Source organism: Aequorivita echinoideorum, from assembly GCF_018476645.1.
GTDB lineage: Bacteria > Bacteroidota > Bacteroidia > Flavobacteriales > Flavobacteriaceae > Aequorivita > Aequorivita echinoideorum.
The window spans coordinates 54,432-71,716 of the sequence record NZ_JAHCTB010000003.1; the positions used below are offsets into that span (position 1 = coordinate 54,432).

The 17,285-nt window shown below is 36.7% G+C and carries 14 protein-coding genes; 2 read left to right on the top strand and 12 right to left on the bottom strand.

Annotated elements, in window-relative coordinates; genetic code table 11:
* Positions 1–31: 31 nt before the first annotated feature.
* The 8 genes from KIV10_RS07070 to KIV10_RS07105 all read right to left on the bottom strand — a co-directional run bounded on the left by KIV10_RS07070 (position 32) and on the right by KIV10_RS07105 (position 7,837).
* On the bottom strand, positions 32–757 hold the full coding sequence (locus KIV10_RS07070; protein WP_246516230.1) for a glycosyltransferase family 32 protein: 726 nt from the start codon (positions 755–757) through the stop codon (positions 32–34).
* A gap of 113 nt (positions 758–870) precedes the next feature.
* Positions 871–1,947, bottom strand: a complete 1,077-nt coding sequence (locus tag KIV10_RS07075) for a glycosyltransferase family 4 protein (RefSeq protein WP_214112817.1) — start codon at positions 1,945–1,947, stop codon at positions 871–873.
* Positions 1,944–2,921 (bottom strand): glycosyltransferase family 2 protein, encoded by a 978-nt coding sequence (locus tag KIV10_RS07080; protein WP_214112818.1) that lies wholly within the window; start codon positions 2,919–2,921, stop codon positions 1,944–1,946. Before KIV10_RS07080 ends, KIV10_RS07075 begins: the two co-directional genes overlap by 4 nt.
* The gene (locus tag KIV10_RS07085; RefSeq protein WP_246516245.1) at positions 2,918–3,883 is read right to left on the bottom strand and encodes a glycosyltransferase; all 966 of its coding nucleotides are present in this window, start codon (positions 3,881–3,883) and stop codon (positions 2,918–2,920) included. The genes KIV10_RS07080 and KIV10_RS07085 overlap by 4 nt, the downstream gene beginning before the upstream one ends.
* Positions 3,883–4,617 carry a dTDP-4-amino-4,6-dideoxyglucose formyltransferase gene (locus tag KIV10_RS07090; RefSeq protein WP_214112820.1) on the bottom strand — a complete coding sequence of 245 codons (735 nt, stop codon included), beginning with the start codon at positions 4,615–4,617 and terminating at the stop codon, positions 3,883–3,885. Before KIV10_RS07090 ends, KIV10_RS07085 begins: the two co-directional genes overlap by 1 nt.
* Positions 4,610–5,683 (bottom strand): DegT/DnrJ/EryC1/StrS family aminotransferase, encoded by a 1,074-nt coding sequence (locus tag KIV10_RS07095; protein ID WP_214112821.1) that lies wholly within the window; start codon positions 5,681–5,683, stop codon positions 4,610–4,612. Before KIV10_RS07095 ends, KIV10_RS07090 begins: the two co-directional genes overlap by 8 nt.
* Entirely contained in the window at positions 5,680–7,116 is a 1,437-nt protein-coding gene (locus KIV10_RS07100; protein WP_214112822.1) for a lipopolysaccharide biosynthesis protein, read from the bottom strand. Before KIV10_RS07100 ends, KIV10_RS07095 begins: the two co-directional genes overlap by 4 nt.
* Before the next feature lie 499 nt (positions 7,117–7,615).
* Entirely contained in the window at positions 7,616–7,837 is a 222-nt protein-coding gene (locus KIV10_RS07105) for a hypothetical protein (protein WP_214112823.1), read from the bottom strand.
* A gap of 989 nt (positions 7,838–8,826) precedes the next feature.
* Here KIV10_RS07105 and KIV10_RS07110 point away from each other — a divergent pair.
* Together KIV10_RS07110 and KIV10_RS07115 are read left to right on the top strand one after the other, a co-directional pair.
* Positions 8,827–9,579, top strand: coding sequence for a hypothetical protein (locus KIV10_RS07110; RefSeq protein WP_214112824.1), 753 nt, complete (start codon positions 8,827–8,829; stop codon positions 9,577–9,579).
* Positions 9,580–9,897: 318 nt separating this feature from the next.
* Entirely contained in the window at positions 9,898–11,073 is a 1,176-nt protein-coding gene (locus KIV10_RS07115) for a T9SS type A sorting domain-containing protein (protein ID WP_214112825.1), read from the top strand.
* Positions 11,074–11,632: 559 nt separating this feature from the next.
* Here the strand turns inward: KIV10_RS07115 and KIV10_RS07120 are convergent.
* From KIV10_RS07120 to KIV10_RS07135, 4 genes are all read right to left on the bottom strand, one after another.
* Positions 11,633–12,658 (bottom strand): AI-2E family transporter, encoded by a 1,026-nt coding sequence (locus KIV10_RS07120; protein ID WP_214112826.1) that lies wholly within the window; start codon positions 12,656–12,658, stop codon positions 11,633–11,635.
* A 463-nt stretch (positions 12,659–13,121) separates the two neighbouring features.
* The gene (locus tag KIV10_RS07125; protein ID WP_214112827.1) at positions 13,122–14,027 is read right to left on the bottom strand and encodes a M14 family metallopeptidase; all 906 of its coding nucleotides are present in this window, start codon (positions 14,025–14,027) and stop codon (positions 13,122–13,124) included.
* 284 nt (positions 14,028–14,311) lie between these two features.
* Complete coding sequence (locus KIV10_RS07130) at positions 14,312–15,364, bottom strand: glutathione synthetase (RefSeq protein WP_214112828.1); 1,053 nt, start codon at positions 15,362–15,364, stop codon at positions 14,312–14,314.
* Positions 15,361–17,205 carry a flavohemoglobin expression-modulating QEGLA motif protein gene (locus tag KIV10_RS07135; RefSeq protein WP_214112829.1) on the bottom strand — a complete coding sequence of 615 codons (1,845 nt, stop codon included), beginning with the start codon at positions 17,203–17,205 and terminating at the stop codon, positions 15,361–15,363. Before KIV10_RS07135 ends, KIV10_RS07130 begins: the two co-directional genes overlap by 4 nt.
* Positions 17,206–17,285 lie beyond the last annotated feature (80 nt).

Below are 17,285 nucleotides of genomic sequence, written 5' to 3' on the forward strand. Positions count from 1 at the left end.
ACTGTGGATTAATAATGGTAAGTCAAAATAGTTACTCTATAAACCATTTAATTGAGTTGTAACCAAAAACTTTTATGACAAACAATTTTATATTATTTTTCCATCTAGCAGTTAATGGAATCCAAGATTTCGCGAAATGATGTATGCAGTGAGTATTTTGTGTTAAATTTATTGAACCAGTTCTATAGCTTTTGGGACAAAAATAATCATTTGGATAAAATGCAACATAATTACTTATTTCTTGAAATTTATTGTTCATATTGAATCCCCTAATTTTCATAAGTTTGGTAATTATGTAAGTATTTGTTGTAGTATCCAAACTTCCATCCAATTTATAAAACGAACGCTTTTCGTAATATTCTAATAATTCCGTAATCCATTTTCCATTTTTAATTGATCCCATAATACCTGTTGGAACAAAATCGTCATTTTCAAAGCCAGAAAAAGCATTATGAATTAAGAACTCATCTAGTGGTTTCAGAATCTCGACATCTGTATCCATATATATGCCTCCATAATTTTTTAACGCATGTAGCCGGCACACATCTGATACGTGAGCAAATTTCTTATTTTCAAGCGCTTGTTGTGCGTACTGATATTCATCAAATGGAAAATTTTTTTCATTCCATTCCAGAATTTCATATTCGGGTAAAATCTTTTTCCAAGAATTAATACATCGAACTGCTAATTGCGGTAATGGTTTGCCACCAAACCAACAATAATGAATTGTTTTTGGTATTTTGAAATTATCCATCATTTAACATTTTTTGAAGATAAAATTCGTTTCTAAAATGGTTTATAAATTTATTTTGCAGTAGGTAATTTTAATGCTGAACTACCAATTCCGCTTTTATACATAATTTTAGATGATTAAGCAGTGATTAGTTTTATATATTTTTGCATAACAACATCCATATCAAATCTTTTGGAATTTTCAACTGCTTGGGCTCCCATCTGCTTCCTTAAATCGAAATTTTTTATTAACAGAATGATTTTTGTCGCTAATTCTTCTACATCATACAAATTTACTAAGAACCCATCAACACCATCATTAATAATTTCCCTAGGGCCAGAAGGTGCATCAAAACTTATAACTGGTAGTCCGAAAGTTTGAGCTTCAACAATAACATTTCCAAAAGCCTCGTACTCTGATGTGAGTACAAAAATTGAACTTTTTAAATACTCAGGAACTACATCAACCGATTTATTTTCTAAATAAACAACCTTATCTAACTCAAGTCCAACTATTTGTTTTTTTAGGTTATCAAAATCATTACCTTCACCACAAATTTTTAATTCCCAATTGGGATATATTTCATGGACAATATCCCAAGCCTCTATTAAATAACGAATTCCTTTGATTTTATCTAACCGACTCACGCAAAGTACTCTCTCTTTTTCCAATAGACTAAAGTTATTTGTGTAAATCATCTTCGAATTATGCACAAATTCCATATTTTTTAAACCCCACTTAAATTTATCCTCTTTTGTTAAAGTAATCACTAAATCTTGATTACTGTAAACAATCTTTCTAACAAAATTATATAGCTTGGATTTCAGAGTTTTATTATTTATATAATGTAAGGCTTTTGATTCTCTTAATTCGGATATTAACTTTTGATTTTTTTTTAAATACTGAAAAAATAAATTATGAAGAGTATACTTTAAGCTAATAATGACATCCGCATTTTCGCTTATTATCTCTTTTGCCTGTAAGTATTGTAATTGAAGTCTTCCCAAAAAACTTTTACGAGTTTCTATCTTTTCTAAATAAATAACTTGTATTTTAGAATTTAAAGGATAATAAGGTCTGCCAGATTTATGATTAGTGCAGTAAATTTTTACTCGATAGTCAAAATTTTCTACAAGGTAATTAGCTCTTAAGCAAAGACCCCTTTCTATACCACCTGCAATGTCTATATATTCGGTTATGTAAATTATTTTCATTTCTTTAATGTGAAAATTACATTAAGTACAAATGGCAATTTATATAATATTAATATTTTGATTAGCAAATCCTTAATGCCAGATGGTATGTAATATTTCAAATAATGAATATTATTTATGTTTTTTATAATTGATCTAATGTAAATAGTTCTTTCGTTAAAGGTTGAATTTGTATATTGAAACAGAGCATTAAATTGATACCTAATAGACATCATTAAATAATTTGACAATATTTGAAATCTAACATCCTCAGAATAATTTTTTAATTCCATACTTTCAGATAGCACATTTTGAACTTCATTAAAATTATTAATTCTGTTATCATCATATTTTTTAATTAATGAAGGAACTACTCTGTTATTGTAGTGATATAAAGAAGCCTCTAAAAATTCGACATTATTTGTTTTTGAAAAACATCTTAAATTAAAATCGGTGTCCTCGTGAATATCAAGATGTTCTTTAAAAAATAAGTTATTTTTAATTAAATAGTTTTTTGAATACATTTTATTCCAGCAATATCCAGAAACTGCTAAAATTTCCAAATCATTGGATTGTAACGATCTTAATCCAGAGCTTTTTCTATCAATAAATTCATGATTTTCGGAATAGGTATCAGTAAAATAATTAAAATATACAATATCACAATCAACCATCATCATTCTATTCACACAAGAACTTATCAGGGTAGTTTCTATCCAATCATCAGAATCTACAAAACATATATAAGACCCTTTGGCTGCATTTAAACCACAATTCCTTGTTTCAGAGACACCCCTATTATTTTTATTTATTATTATAATTCTAGAATCACCATAACCTTCAATGATTTTTTTGCTGTTGTCTGTACTCCCATCATTAATTATTAAAATCTCAATATTTTTATAAACTTGCGCAATGACGGAATCTATACAGGTTCCAACAAAATTTTCAACATTATAAACTGGTATTATTACCGAAACCAAAGGTGTTATCACATCGAATATTTTTTATTTCTACGGAAAATTTTTCTTAAGACTCGATATGTATCAAATTGAATATCAAACAGATATTTATTATGGAGAAGTATATAAAAGAAATAATATTTAAGTTTATTTTGAGATTTGTATTTAGTACAAATCTCATTCAAAACATCAAAATCTTTTAATTTAATAGCGTGAAATTCTGCATCTCTCAAAAAATCCTCTTTTATATAGCGCTTTAAACTTTCATTTTTAGAATATTTTTCTAAAAAATATTGTTTTATTGAATAACGTGATTTAATAAATTGTAAATATTTATCAGATGTTATTGTATTGGAAACACTTCCCGGTACTACTCTATACACAGAAGTCACCTCATCAATGTATTGGATTTTTGAATGTAATGAAAACCAAAGCCAAATAGGTAAATCTCCAGCAACCCATTTTCTGCTCAAAGGATTTACATCAATAATATACTCTTTAAGTAGATTAGACCGAAAACAAGTAGTTAAGGTAGCAATAGGATTTTTATAAATAATATCTTCAAAAGTATTTTTGTGACGATCCGTTTCTGATTTCTTTACAATTCCATCTGTTATTGAAACAAAGTTTGTTTGCGTATGAACCATACCATATTCGCTATTTATCTCTAAATAATCAACTTGCTTCTGTAATTTATACGGATCGGTCCAGTAATCATCGCCTTCACAAATAGCAATAAATTCTCCGGTACAATTTTTTAAAGTTTCAATCCAATTACCAATCATTCCTAAATTTTTATCTCTTGCAATGATCTTGATTAAATTTGGATATTTTATTTCAAATTCACGACATATTTTTAAAGTTTCATCTGTGGAATTATCTTCCCCAATAATAATTTCATAATCGCAATTTAGTTGCTGCATAACTGCACCCTCTAAACATTGCCGTATATAGTTTTCTTGGTTATAAGTAATTATACACGCGGATACTTTCATCACTTTTCTAGATTTATACTGACAAAAACTTTTTTTCCATCTTCTGGATCAATAAAATATGCATTCTTATATTCACCATGAGTTAAAGCTCTTAAAAGATTTATAGTTTTACGCATGGTTGTTTCCTCGTCCAAGTTTAATTCTCTCAACTCATTAAAATCCCTTTTCAAATAAAGATTACCCGTATTTTCAGGAACGATTGTTGTATAATTATTATTTAAGATGTTCTCCAAATTTTTTTTCATTAACTCAATTTCTGCATCTAAAATTTTATTATATAAACTTAATGAGGTATCGATTAATGTTTTTTGAACAAACGTTCGGTCTATAATATCGCCATTGTCCAGCTCATTATCTATTTCGTGTATGGTAGCACCAATGGGTAAATCATTAATGATTGAAAACACTTGAGGATACCACCCTCTATTTATGGGGTTATAACCTGGATGAACATTTATGCACTTTATTGTATTAACTAACTTTTTTGGAAATATTTGTTTACAGTGAAGGGAAATTATTAGATCATATTTACTTATGATATTATCAATAACCTTTTCCTCTCTAAGATCATAGATATTTATAGAAAAAAAATCGATTTCAAAGTCATCTCGGTTGGAGAATGGACTAATTCCAAAATTAAATTTGAAATGCGAATATTTCGAATCTCTAATAATGGCGACTACGCGTTTACAAATAACTGGATTATCTGATATGAAAAGTATATTTTTAAACATTCGTATTAATAATATAAGCTATTTTTTTTACCGTGCTAATTTCAAGACATTTAGATAAAGGCAAACACATAACACATTTTGCAATCTCTTCCGAAATTGGCATCTCTGCTCTTTCAACATAATTAAGCGTATTCAAAGAGGGATAAAAATACCGTCGTGGAAATATCTTTGCCTCATTAAGTGCCTTTTGAGCCTTTAGTAAAACTGCTTCACTTTCAAATATTATGGGATAATAACTATAATTCCATTGGGTTTTTTCGCGTAATTTTATTTTACGCAGTTTGGTAAAATCCAATCCGGCATCGTACGCCTCAACTACTCTTTTTCTTCCGCTATAGATGGCATCCATATAGGGCAATACGCTTAATCCCATAGCTGCTTGTAGTTCACTTATTTTTGCATTGATACCCACGCCATGAAAGTCCATGGGGCCGTTATGCCCAAAGTTATGGCTGTAAAAAAGCTGGTGGTACAAATGCTCGTTATTACAAAACGCTGCCCCGCCCTCCCCTGTATGGAAAATTTTGGTGGCATGGAAACTGCACGTGCTTACATCCCCATATTCAAACAGGGATTTTTTTCGGTACGTAACCCCAAAGCAATGGGCCGCGTCATAAATAACAGCTAAGTTATGTTTTAAGGCTATAGCCTCAATAGCTTCTATATTACAGGGATTTCCAAAAACATGGGTGGCAAGTATGGCGGTGGTTTTATCAGTTATTGCCGCCGCTATCTTGGTTTCGTCTATGGTCAAATATTCTGGGTGAATATCTACAAAAACAGGGGTGCATTGTTCCCAGACTATTGCGCTTGTAGTAGCTACGTAGCTAAATGGGGTGGTAATAACTTCTCCTCCTTTAGCCAATAATTTTAAGGCTATCTGTATGGGCAGGGTTCCATTGGTCATAAGGATGATGTTTGGAACATTCAAATGTGCCCTCAATTTCTCCTCCAATTCCAGTACCAGTTCTCCCCTATTGGTCAACCATTCATTCTGCCACACACGTTGCAATTGTGCTTCATATTCAGCCAAGGGCGGAAAAAAGGTTTTGGTTACGTTAATCATTTTAAATTTTGTTTAAACTGTAAAAGCAATTGTAGTGACGGCGTTTTTAAGAAATAGTTGGTAACCGCATAAAATAGGGCGCCCGTAATTGAGGGGACTAAAATCTTTAAAAACAAGTTTTCATCAAAAAAATAATATTGCCCGGCATACATAATCAAAAACATAACAATACCAAGCAACAAAATTACCCAAACATCCCTAAACTGTTGCCAGAGATTGTAGTTTATTAAAAGATTTGTATAATAAGTATTTATCGCAAGTGCCAACACAGAAATTATTGCGGCACTCCACACAAGGGCATAGATTCCAAATTGAAATGCTATTGCTACAACTACAGCAATCATAATCTTTTTTATTACCTCCACTTTTAAAAACCAATCACTACGTCCATATACTTTCAACAGGTTTAAATTAAATGCATGAATGGGGTATAACATCCCCGATATGCAGAGAATCTGAAAAAAAACGGCAGCCTGTTCCCATTGAGGACCCAGTACAAATAGAATTAATGGTTTTCCTACTGCAGAGAGACCAAGCATTAGGGGTGCCGATATAAAAAAGATAAATTGCAGTATTTGCTTATATGCACTCGCCAATCGCTCCTTTTCATCCTGAATTCCTGCCATCAATGGATAGCTAACTTTACCAACCATGGTGGTCAAAATAGTTGCCGGGTATAAGCTGAACGTTTTTGCTCTTTCAAAATGCCCCAATGATGCAGTTGCATAAAAGCGTCCTATCAATACATTGTATATATTATCAAATATGGTATTCAATAATCCGGATAACGTCAATTTATATCCAAATTCAAAGTGTCTCTTTAATTTTAGTGTAGAAAACACAAAACTTGGCTTCCAATCGCTTACAATCCACAGCATTATCGTCAAGACAGCTTGTGTGGCCAATTGCATGGCAATAATACTCCACACTCCAAAACCGTAATACGCCATCGTAATCCCAATTCCAGCACCTATCAAAATTCCTGGAATATTGAGAAGCATCAACTTTTTAAAATCCATTTTTTTTTGAAAAATAGTTAGCTGGACAGCTGAAAAGGAGGTAATTACAAAGATTAATGCATAAACCCTAACAATGAAGATTAGATCTGGTTCATCATAGAATGCTGCAATAAATGGAGCCAGTAAAAATACCACCCAGTATAGTATAAAGCTCACCGCTATATTGGTAAAGAAAATGGTACTATAATCCCTATTATCAACCTGTTGCGTTCGTATTAGAGATGCGGTAAGTCCCCCATCCACCAATGTTGCAGAAACCGCCGTGAAAATATAAACCATTCCCATCAATCCAAACTCACGTGGTGATAGCAAGCGTGCTAAAAGCACGGAAGCCGCAATCCCCACACCCCTAGCTACAACTGTATCTAGAAAAGTCCATACCAAACCAGAGGTAGCAGATTTCCGTAGGCTCATCGGGTTTTTTGATTTAGGGTAATAACCATATTTTCAATAACTTGAATGCTAATCAGCAAGCTAATTTTTTAAGCCTGCAAAGATACCATTCCTAAATGCTTTTAGAGTAGTTTTTTTAAAATAAAGAATAAGTAATTATTTTATACCGTCACTTCGAGTAGCCAACGATAAGGCGGCAGCCGTTCGGGGGCATATCGAGAAGCCTGCCCCAACGGTATCATGATTAGAACTACGAACAAGTTATTGCACATTGCAATGGCATTGATCAAAAATCAAACTTTTTATCAAAACCGCTTGCTTTTGTCATAGAAATCGACCTGACAATGGGAACACAATGCTGTCATTTTGAGTAGCAACGCAAAAGATAACTAATAATAAAAAGTAATTGCCATAATCAACTGATTAGGAAAACAAAATGATTTTTTAAAACTCGAAAATCAACAAAACGCTCCCGTAAAAAAAGCTGTCGAAAAGAACAAGGCAAATAGAGCCAAGGCACTCACTTAGAAACATTTGCACGCGGATTGTCTCGCATAAAAATAACCTCGCGTATCAACGCCACGTCTATTTCCAGATATTCCGCCACCTCGGGGATGGTTATGGGGCTATCTTTTTTCTTCCCTAACTTTTTTCGAATCTCCCGCAATTTTTTATTGCAGGTTTCTGGGGTCTTTCCCAAAATAACCGCCAAATCCTTGGCGTAAACACATAATCTACCCATGCTTTCTAAATTAATTTTCAATAAAACAACACCCTTAGTTGAATAAAAGAACAAAGTCCTTCAATTGAAAATTAAAAGCTCAAAAACTTTTAATCAACAATCCTAAACTAAATGAATGTTTAGCTCATTTTTTTTCATACTCGGATTCAAAGATTAATATTTGGTTAAAAAAGACTTGGTTAATGTCTAATGCAATGTTATAACATTTGAAATGAACTCCAATAAAAAGCAAAGCAACGTTTTCAACTAATTATTAACATTGTTAAAATTAATAACTTATAAATGTATGTATATCAGATAATTAAAAAAATAGTATTCACAACTAAACGACAAAGTTATCAACACAATTAATTGTTAATATGTTGATAACCAAATAATTAATATCACAATTAATTAACTATCAAGCTTTTTGATGTTATTGCAAGAAACAGCACCCCATTAATTAAATAATTACTATGTTAATCTCTTGATTTTAAGGATATACATTTCACAACCAACAACCAACAACTAACAACTAACAACCAACAACCCACAAACAACAACTTATCATCCGTCATTGCGAGCGAAGCGCGGCAATCTCATCAAACTAGCTCTTCACATAATTAATAATTACTAACTGCTAATTGATCATTGCTAATTGATCATTGCTAATTGACAATAGCATGATACTCCCATGATACTCCCACCATGATTGCACCTTACCCCACCCTATAGAATATGAAGAGTTTCCAGAAATATCATCGAAAAGAAGAAAACAAGACGTTTTTAAGAAATTCAGTCGGATAGGCATTATAAAAGCCCCATACAAATCCTAACGGGAAAAATAAGTATTTCAGTTCCATTGGCACGACTGTAAATAGGAAAAATGTATCAAAGAAATACCAGCCGATTTTACTTAAAAACAGTTCTTAATATCATAAAAAAAACATATCATTTGTTTGAAGAAGCCTGTATTTGCAGGGGCTCAACACCCGTCGTAATATTGCGCTATGCCTAAGCAACGAGGCCCATTAAAAATTGTTGGAACCCTAGAGGACATCAATTTTTACAAATTGAAGAAAGGATACGCAGTCCGCATGAAGGGCGGTGTGGACAAAGACCGTATCCTAAGCGAAGCAAAATTCGCAAGAACTCGTGAAAACATGTCTGAATTTGGTCTAAGCGCCACGGCAGGCAAGTATTTGCGTAAGGCAGCAGCAGGGTTGACGCTGTCTGCTAAAGACAATACCTCAGTCTCACGTTTGACTCAGGTTATGACCAGAATTAAGTATTTCGACAACACTTCCCCTCGTGGGAAGCGTCGGGTAGAGATTGGCATTCAAAACCCAGAGGGAATTGCATTGCTAAAAAACTTCAACTTTAATGATGAAGCCCCTCTATACGCTATTCTTAATGCACCTTACACGCTAGATAATGCCAGTGGGGAAGTTGAGATTCCGGTACTTATTACCGCTAAAAATCTCAACTATCCATCGGCGGCTACGCACGTAAGTTTTATGTCGGCTTTTATGGTTATAGATTTCGCCACTGGCGAATTTCAAGTAACCGAAAGCCCTGTGGTAAATCTGCCCATTAACCTGGTTTCCACCCAGGCTACGTTAACCCCAGCAGATGTGCCGTCGGGTACAGGACCATCCATCTATCTTCTTGGAATCCAATTTTTTCAAGAAATAAATGGCGTTCAGTATCCATTATCTGAAGGAGCCTATAATACGTTGAGTATTATCGAAGCGGCAATCTAAGCCAAGCTCCATTATAAAAGACCGGCGTTTTATACACCTTCAACTCTAAAACAAATTAACCGTAGTTGAAGCCTGTGCAAAATTGCTGGTCTTTTTCTATTATGTGAATTTTAACTAGGATTAACCCCGAAACAATTATCATTAATCGTCAATTGTAAATCTCTGTCATACATCTTTCATCTTATGTCATACATCTTAAGTCCTAGGTCTTACGTCTTATGTCATATATCTTAAGTCTCATAAGACACTTCTCAAGTCTCAAATCTCAAATCTCAAGTCTAACATCAATTACTATCTTTGCCTAATAATCGTATGAATATGAAACTTTTCATAACAACATGTCTTTTTATAATTTCCCAACTCACTTTCTCACAGACCGTAAACATTCCGGATGCCAACTTCAAGCAGGCACTCTTGGACCATACCCCTCCCATAGATACTAATAATGATGGCGAAATACAGTTAAGCGAGGCGCAGGCTACTTCAGTTGTTAATGTAATGAATAAAAATGTCTCAGATCTTACCGGTATCAGCGCATTTACAAACCTACAGGACTTATTGTGTAGGTCAAACCCCATAACTTCCCTGGATATTTCCAGCAACACCCAATTGGTGCAGCTGTGGGCAGGATTTACGGATATTTCATCACTGAACACCTCCCAAAATGGAAATCTCTACATAATTCGTATAGAGAATTCAAACGTAACTGATCTAGATATCACTAATAATCCGCTTCTTGAATGGCTGGATGCAAGCTATTCACCTTTACAAAATCTTTCCACGGCTTCCACTACGGCCCTTAGTGTTCTTTCTGTTGAAAATACTAATTTACAGTCCCTCGATGGTACCGCACATCCCCAACTGGAATTACTTAACATAGTCAATACCTCAATAACCAATATAGACTTTACTTTTTTACAGCAATTAAAGTCTATATCATTGGGCAGCGATTTAATACCCGAGACTTTGGACTTTTCCCAAAATACCAATCTTTGCTCCCTTTATATACAAAACAGCCCCCAATTGGAATATATAAATCTAAAAAACGGCAATAATACGCTTTTGGTGCCTAACAGTGATTGCTCGGTAAATCTTACTTATGGCGGTATAGCTACCACCTCGGGTGTCAACGCACAATTTAACGTCCCAAATCTGCAGACAATCTGTGTGGATAACATAGCCTTTGCACAACAAAACTTCACCCTTGTTCCCCCACAGACTGTATTTATAGATGATTGCAACCTTGGCAATACTGAAAATCCACTGACTTCCCTGGAGCTTTATCCCAATCCCGTTACGGAGGTGGTGTATCTTGATTCATACAAAACCATTTCATCGATAACAATTCTTAGCCCTTTGGGACAAACGCTAAAAAGCTTCAACCCCAACAATAAGAAAATCAGCATCAATTTAGAAGAATTTGCTGCCGGCATCTATTTTATTCAAATTGAATCAGAAAACATCCAAATACTAAAAAGGATCATAAAGAAATAACCACCCATCAGGACAGCGAAAGACTATCGTGAGCTAAAATTATATTTCACTGAAGCAACTAATTAATTTTCAGAATAGAAAATCAAAAACCAACAACCAACAACCAAGAACCAAGAACCAAGAACCAAGAACCAAGAACCAAGAACCAAGAACCGGGAATCAAGAATCAAGAATCAAGAACCAAGAATCAAGAACCAAGAACCGAGAACCGAGAACAAACAACCATCAACCATCAACCATCAACCAACAACCGAAAACCGACAACCGAAAACCGAAAACAGACAACCGAGAACAAAAAGCCCACAACATTCAACATTCATTAGTGAGCAACCAACAACAAAAAACCCCAACATTCATCATTCAAAATTCAAAATTCAAAATTCATTAGTGAGCAACCCACAACAGACAACCGAGAACAAAAACCCCACAACATTCAACATTCAACATTCAAAATTCAAAATCCAACAACCAATAACCGAGAACACACAACCCACAACAGACAACCGAGAACAAAAACCCCACAACATTCAACCACCAACCACCAACCAACAACCACCAACTATTTCTTCAGCAAATAAGCATACGCTTCCATTCCCTTGGTATATTCAAATAGTACCTTTAGGACGCCTACCAATGGCAAGGCAATGATGGCTCCCACCGTCCCCCAGATTACCGAGAAGAGGATCACGCCAAAGATGGTAATAAAAGGATTCAAATCCGTTTCGTCCCCTATAATCCACGGCGTAAGTACATAATTCTCTACCAGCTGCGCCGCAGAGATTACGCCAATTACAATGAGTGCTGGGGTGGTGCCTGCGTACAAAAATGAAAGCAATACGGCTATTCCCCCACCTATAATGTTTCCCACATAAGGAATAATGGAGAAAAGGGCCCCAAACAGTGCCAGGAACAATGCATACGGTACAGAGCCAAGCAGGAATCCCGCATAATAGATCACAAATAGAAATACCATAATCTTGCTTTTCCCAATGAGATAACTGCTCACTATCTTCGATGAGTCCCGTAACATCAACGCCATAGCCTTGGGATGGTCTGTCAACTTCTTAAAGAAATTCATGAACATCTGCTTCTGCAATAGCAATAGAATGATGTATATGAAAATGATAAGCGATTGCGATAGTAAATTGATAAATGAGGAAAGAAAAGCACCCGCCATTCCTTCCAACTTATCCACTATCTTTTGATTGTCCTCAATGTAATTTTCGTAATCCCAATGAAGGGTTTCATTGGCCCACTCGCTTGCGGCGTTCAACTTTTCAGTTCCCTTTTCCTTGATGGTGGGCCAGTCGTCTGCCATTGCATTTATCTGTGAACCCACCAACCACGAAAGCAGTGAAAATACAATGACCATAAGCGTAACAGACAGGGTTATGGCAAGCCAATGGGGCAATCCCCATTTCTTGAACTGCTGCGTAGGCTTGTCCAGCAGCACAGCGATAATCGCACCCACCGCCAAGGGCATCAATATCCCGGAACCTATAATCAGTAGTGCCAACACACCGCCAATTATAAACAGCACCTTCAATAAATACTTCCCAGAGATTTCTATTTTGTTATTATTCATTATGAATTTTTAGAATTGAAGAAACTAAAAGTAATTATTCATAAATGATAAATAACCAATAAACCAACAATTAATTTCTAAAAACAAAGAATATAGGACAAGATTAGAGAATCAAGAACCAAGAACAGAGAACCGAGAACCAAGAACCAAGAACCGACAACCGACAACAGACAACCGAGAACAGAGAACCGAGAACCGACAACCGACAACAGACAACCGAGAACAGAGAACCGAGAACAGACAACCGAGAACAGACAACCGAGAACTGGAAACAGACAACCGAGAACCGAGAACCGAGAACCGAGAACAGACAATCGAGAATCAAGAACTAAGAATCAAGAACCGAGAACAGAGAACCGGGAACAGAGAACTGAGAACAGAGAATTGAGAACTGAGAACAGAGAACCCACAAAATTCAAAATTCAGAATTCAAAATTCAACATTCATTAGTGATCAACAATCGCTAAACTTCCTCAACCACAAAAAACCCATCATTCCCTTGGGCCTGGTAAAGGGGCATAAAGATATACGCATCCCATTCACTGAAGACAGACTGTCCGTTGTGGTGCGCCAGCAACTCCCCTTTTTTGATAGGCTGAAAATTGGTGTAACCCGCTTCCATCTTAAAGTCATCGCCGGGCTGCAGTCCATACCTATGTTTTATTTCAAAGGTTTTTTGCGAATCCTTTTTCTTGTTGAGCAACTTAACAGATTCGGGATAATGGCGCAAAAGCTCGAGGTTGAGGCCGCAAGCATTCTGTATGGCCAGCCAGATCATCCCTTCATGGCTCACTTTTGAAATGCGGCTATCGTGCTGTCCTCCTTCAAAAACAAAGCCTGTAATGCCAATCCTGCTTTCGTAATGGTCTATACAGCCTAAAACAATATCCGAAAAACCACGAATGATGTAGGTAGGAAATTGATGCGCCCAAGCATCGTTATCATTTACTTCCTGTACAGAAATGTAGGGCTCGCTCGCCGCTGAGGTGGTATGGCAATCCAAGAAATAACGTTTGGTAAAATCCTCCTCCGGAAACCGCTCTAGCACTTCAATGATGGAAAACATCTCCTTTTTTTCGTAAGTGTCCTTTATGTTTCCCTCAATATTTTCAACGGTCCACGTTCTGTTAAGGTCTTCATCTATATACCGAACCCCATTCTTTAGGGCATCCCGGTTTCCTATCACACCTACAACCTTTCCGTTTATTTCAGGTTTCTCATCCTTTAGGATCTTAAAAACATTCTGAAGCGCAATTACACCACTGGGTTCATTTCCGTGTACCCCTCCCGTTATGAACAGGAGCGGTCCCTTGTTTCCGCTGCTATATTCACCAACCACGCGAGGCAAATTTTCTCTATTCCTAAGCATTGTTATCTCTTTCTGTTTTTTGAGTATATGGTTTTAATTAATTTAATTAAGCGAAAAGGTTTCCTAAAACATCTCCACTTCTACAAAAATAATAGCTATGTTGTTTAAATTCAAATTGAACTAATAACAATTAGCAATGAACAATTAGCAATTAGCAATTAATAATGTGTAATTAGTAATAATTTAGCGCCAAACTCAATCTTGAAAACCAAACTCCCATCTAATCTCTTAAACATTTAAACTTTTAAACTTTCAACTCTGAACTTTCAACCATTAACCATCAACTAATCCATAGTAGCCAATTCCCGATTGCTGAGTGTTTTTTTATAATACTTTCTATATTCCATCTTCCGTTCTATCGCTTCAATTACGGTATCGGTAAAGGCTGGTAGTTTTATCTTTTCGCAATAATCCAATCCGCCCGGGCTCAGTACGTTTATTTCTATCAGCTTATCCTTTACAATGTCAAGCCCCACAAAGAAAAGTCCGTCCCTGATCAGTTTTGGGGCAGTCAGTGCCACAATACGCTCAATCTCCGGGGTCAGTTTCGCCTTCTTGGCCTTGGCGCCCAGCGCCAGATTACTCCTGAATTCCGAGGAATCACTATTGACCCTGCGTATGATCGCCATTTCGCCATCTTCCTCCAGTATTTTCCCGTTCATTAAAATCACACGCACATCGCCCTTGCTCACTTCCGGCAAAAATTCCTGTGCTATGATATATCCCTTGGCACTGATGGTATCTACAATCTGGTTTAGATTTTTCTTGTCCTTGTCTATAAGATAAACATCCTGTCCCCCCGAGCCTTCCAAGGGTTTCAGTACCATTTTCTTTCCCGCTTGCTCCCAAAATTTCAATATATCCTCCTTATTGCGAGTGATAATGCTGTCCGGTTTTATTTCTGCGGGCAATTCCTCAAAATATAGTTTATCAATAAAAGCGTGGCTCATCGCAAAGGCATCGTTAAGCACCAAAACGCCACTCTGCTGTATCATTCGCGCAAAGGCAATACCACTGTGCTCTGCCCAATGTCTATCTGAGGTTTCCTCGGTTGGGTTATTCCGAAGAAAAACAACATCCATATCGGCACTCGGCACGGCTTTATACTTCATTTTATCGTCCTGTACCTGTGCCCAAAATTCCTCAACGGTTTCCCCTTTCAGCGATTTGGGGAGTTTCTTACAGCGCAGACTTATGTTCTCATCGTGCTGGAATATAAAGTCGCCCACGCTCATCACGTACACATCATGCCCCCTTGTATGGGCTTTTCTCAATAATACTACCGTGGTCCCGCAGGTCTCGGTCTTAATGTCGCTTATTACAAAACATATTTTCATGTTGCTATCATTTTTGAAAGAGGAATTCCCTCTTTTAGTTTGTCCATTCGTTTTTCAAAATCTTTTTGTTGCAAGTAACGCGGTTTCAGTTTTGGAGGTTGCAAAAGTTCGCGCGCCGTTAAATCGGTAATCATCGGTACGTGTTTAAGGGCGAATTTTCCCGAAAGCAAAAACTCCAGATCGCCACCGTTCTTTATATAATCCAGAAGGTGTACCAATCCCTTCAGATAAATAATGTCCTTTAAAAACCCACCGCCCTGGAACATACGTGATGTAATATTGAAGGCCCTATCCTTGGAAAAATGGTGCGTTGTGTACAGCAGATTGAAAACATCCCTGAAATCTGCGTGGTCCAAAAGCGCAGCCCCCGCCACTACCCTTCCCGCCAATATCCGCAGCCTGTTTGCTGAAAGTCCGCCTATCAAATATTCTGAAAGTACCGCAATGCCCTCCTGCAAGGGATCGTAATCTGCAAAGCCAACGCTCAACTGACTCAAGGGCTGCCGTGACCCGTTAAAGTGTGTTAGGGAATGGGTTCCTATTTCGTGCTGTATTAAGGCCTTGGCGTCATTCTGGGTAAGGGTATAATCCGCTGGTAGATAAAGTTCGCCATTGCTTACCATCATTACGTTTACATCCTTACGGATATGTACTTTTCCTTTATAATTGGGATCCTGATTTCTGAAGAATTCAAATTCTTCGGTGGCCATGGCTCCAAATTCCACGGCATCGATTATTTCAGCATCCGTTTCCTCCACATCTTCAGGCAATTGCTGAAGAATCATTTCTGCCTCAGTAAGAATATGTTTTTCCAACCCTTTATACAATCGCACGCTGCTGTAAAAGAAGTTTTTGGAACCGCGCTCCTTCAGCATGGTCAACTGCTGATCTATCTCCTCCCGCTTTTCGTCAAATAGATACGAAAGGGCGGGATCATCTATTTTATCAATATCCAGATTGTAGAGCTTTCGTTTCAGAATATCCGGATCTACGGGCAAAAGCCGATAATGGTATTCTTCCAGCGTTTCAAAATTGGATTCAAAAAAATGTTCGCGCATCCGCTGAATGTTCACGGGTGCCAGCAATAGCAGAAATTGATAGCTGTTCTCAATCTGGGTAAGGGCCCTATCCATTTTAAAAACTTCCTTATGGATTTCCCTTTTCCCCAAGGCGTAATAACTGGCAAGATCGCTGGAGGTCTGTACGCGTATAAATTCAAAAACCGATTTCTGTACCGCCTCGGCAAATCCTTCCCGAAACTTTCTGAAATACAACGGAAAAACATTCCCGGCAACATCCCTGTAAATGGGCGGTACTTCAAGCCCTATCAATGTTCCCCCGCATTCCTTTATTTCTGAAATGCTCATGAGCGATTCCTCGCTGTCCTGCTGCCGCTGTTTGGTTTGTTCAATCCTGCTTTGCAATTGAACGCCGTACTTTCGGCTTTCAATGGTGTCAAGTTCTTTCTGAAGTACTTCCAAGGATACCGGGAGTTTGTGGGAAGGCCCGCGGATTACAAATTCGTTGCTTCCAAATGCACCGCTGTATAGTTCCATTAAAAAGAAACTGCCAAAGCGGGCGCTCATTTTTTGGGTCAACTGACCAAGAAATTCACGGAAATATTCAAAATGCGTTTCTCCAATAATCAAATAGCTGGCACCGGTTCTGGCAAGCCGAAGGGTGGAATGATCATTTTCACGTTTTCTATAGATAAGAAGAAAGGGCACGTCGTGCTCCAAAAAAAGAAACCCGCCGTGCGGAAGGTCCTTCACGGTCCTACGTCCATCTGCAAGCTCCCCGATTAAATCCTCATTTTCAATAGAAGTGGATGCTTTTATCATAAAAGCGCTTTTTGTTATAAGGTTTCAAGGGAATATAAAAAAAACCCTGCGCGAGGGCAGGGAGTTTAGAGTTTATTTAA

Excerpts from the sequence above, each read along its gene's own strand:
- KIV10_RS07130 (WP_214112828.1), bottom strand. The coding sequence starts at position 15,364 with ATGAAAATATGTTTTGTAATAAGCGACATTAAGACCGAGACCTGCGGG.
- KIV10_RS07125 (WP_214112827.1), bottom strand. The coding sequence starts at position 14,027 with ATGCTTAGGAATAGAGAAAATTTGCCTCGCGTGGTTGGTGAATATAGC.
- KIV10_RS07100 (WP_214112822.1), bottom strand. The coding sequence starts at position 7,116 with ATGAGCCTACGGAAATCTGCTACCTCTGGTTTGGTATGGACTTTTCTA.
- KIV10_RS07120 (WP_214112826.1), bottom strand. The coding sequence starts at position 12,658 with ATGAATAATAACAAAATAGAAATCTCTGGGAAGTATTTATTGAAGGTG.
- KIV10_RS07085 (WP_246516245.1), bottom strand. The coding sequence starts at position 3,883 with ATGAAAGTATCCGCGTGTATAATTACTTATAACCAAGAAAACTATATA.
- KIV10_RS07135 (WP_214112829.1), bottom strand. The coding sequence starts at position 17,205 with ATGATAAAAGCATCCACTTCTATTGAAAATGAGGATTTAATCGGGGAG.
- KIV10_RS07105 (WP_214112823.1), bottom strand. The coding sequence starts at position 7,837 with ATGGGTAGATTATGTGTTTACGCCAAGGATTTGGCGGTTATTTTGGGA.
- KIV10_RS07075 (WP_214112817.1), bottom strand. The coding sequence starts at position 1,947 with ATGAAAATAATTTACATAACCGAATATATAGACATTGCAGGTGGTATA.
- KIV10_RS07110 (WP_214112824.1), top strand. The coding sequence starts at position 8,827 with ATGCCTAAGCAACGAGGCCCATTAAAAATTGTTGGAACCCTAGAGGAC.
- KIV10_RS07115 (WP_214112825.1), top strand. The coding sequence starts at position 9,898 with ATGAAACTTTTCATAACAACATGTCTTTTTATAATTTCCCAACTCACT.
- KIV10_RS07095 (WP_214112821.1), bottom strand. The coding sequence starts at position 5,683 with ATGATTAACGTAACCAAAACCTTTTTTCCGCCCTTGGCTGAATATGAA.
- KIV10_RS07090 (WP_214112820.1), bottom strand. The coding sequence starts at position 4,617 with ATGTTTAAAAATATACTTTTCATATCAGATAATCCAGTTATTTGTAAA.
- KIV10_RS07070 (WP_246516230.1), bottom strand. The coding sequence starts at position 757 with ATGATGGATAATTTCAAAATACCAAAAACAATTCATTATTGTTGGTTT.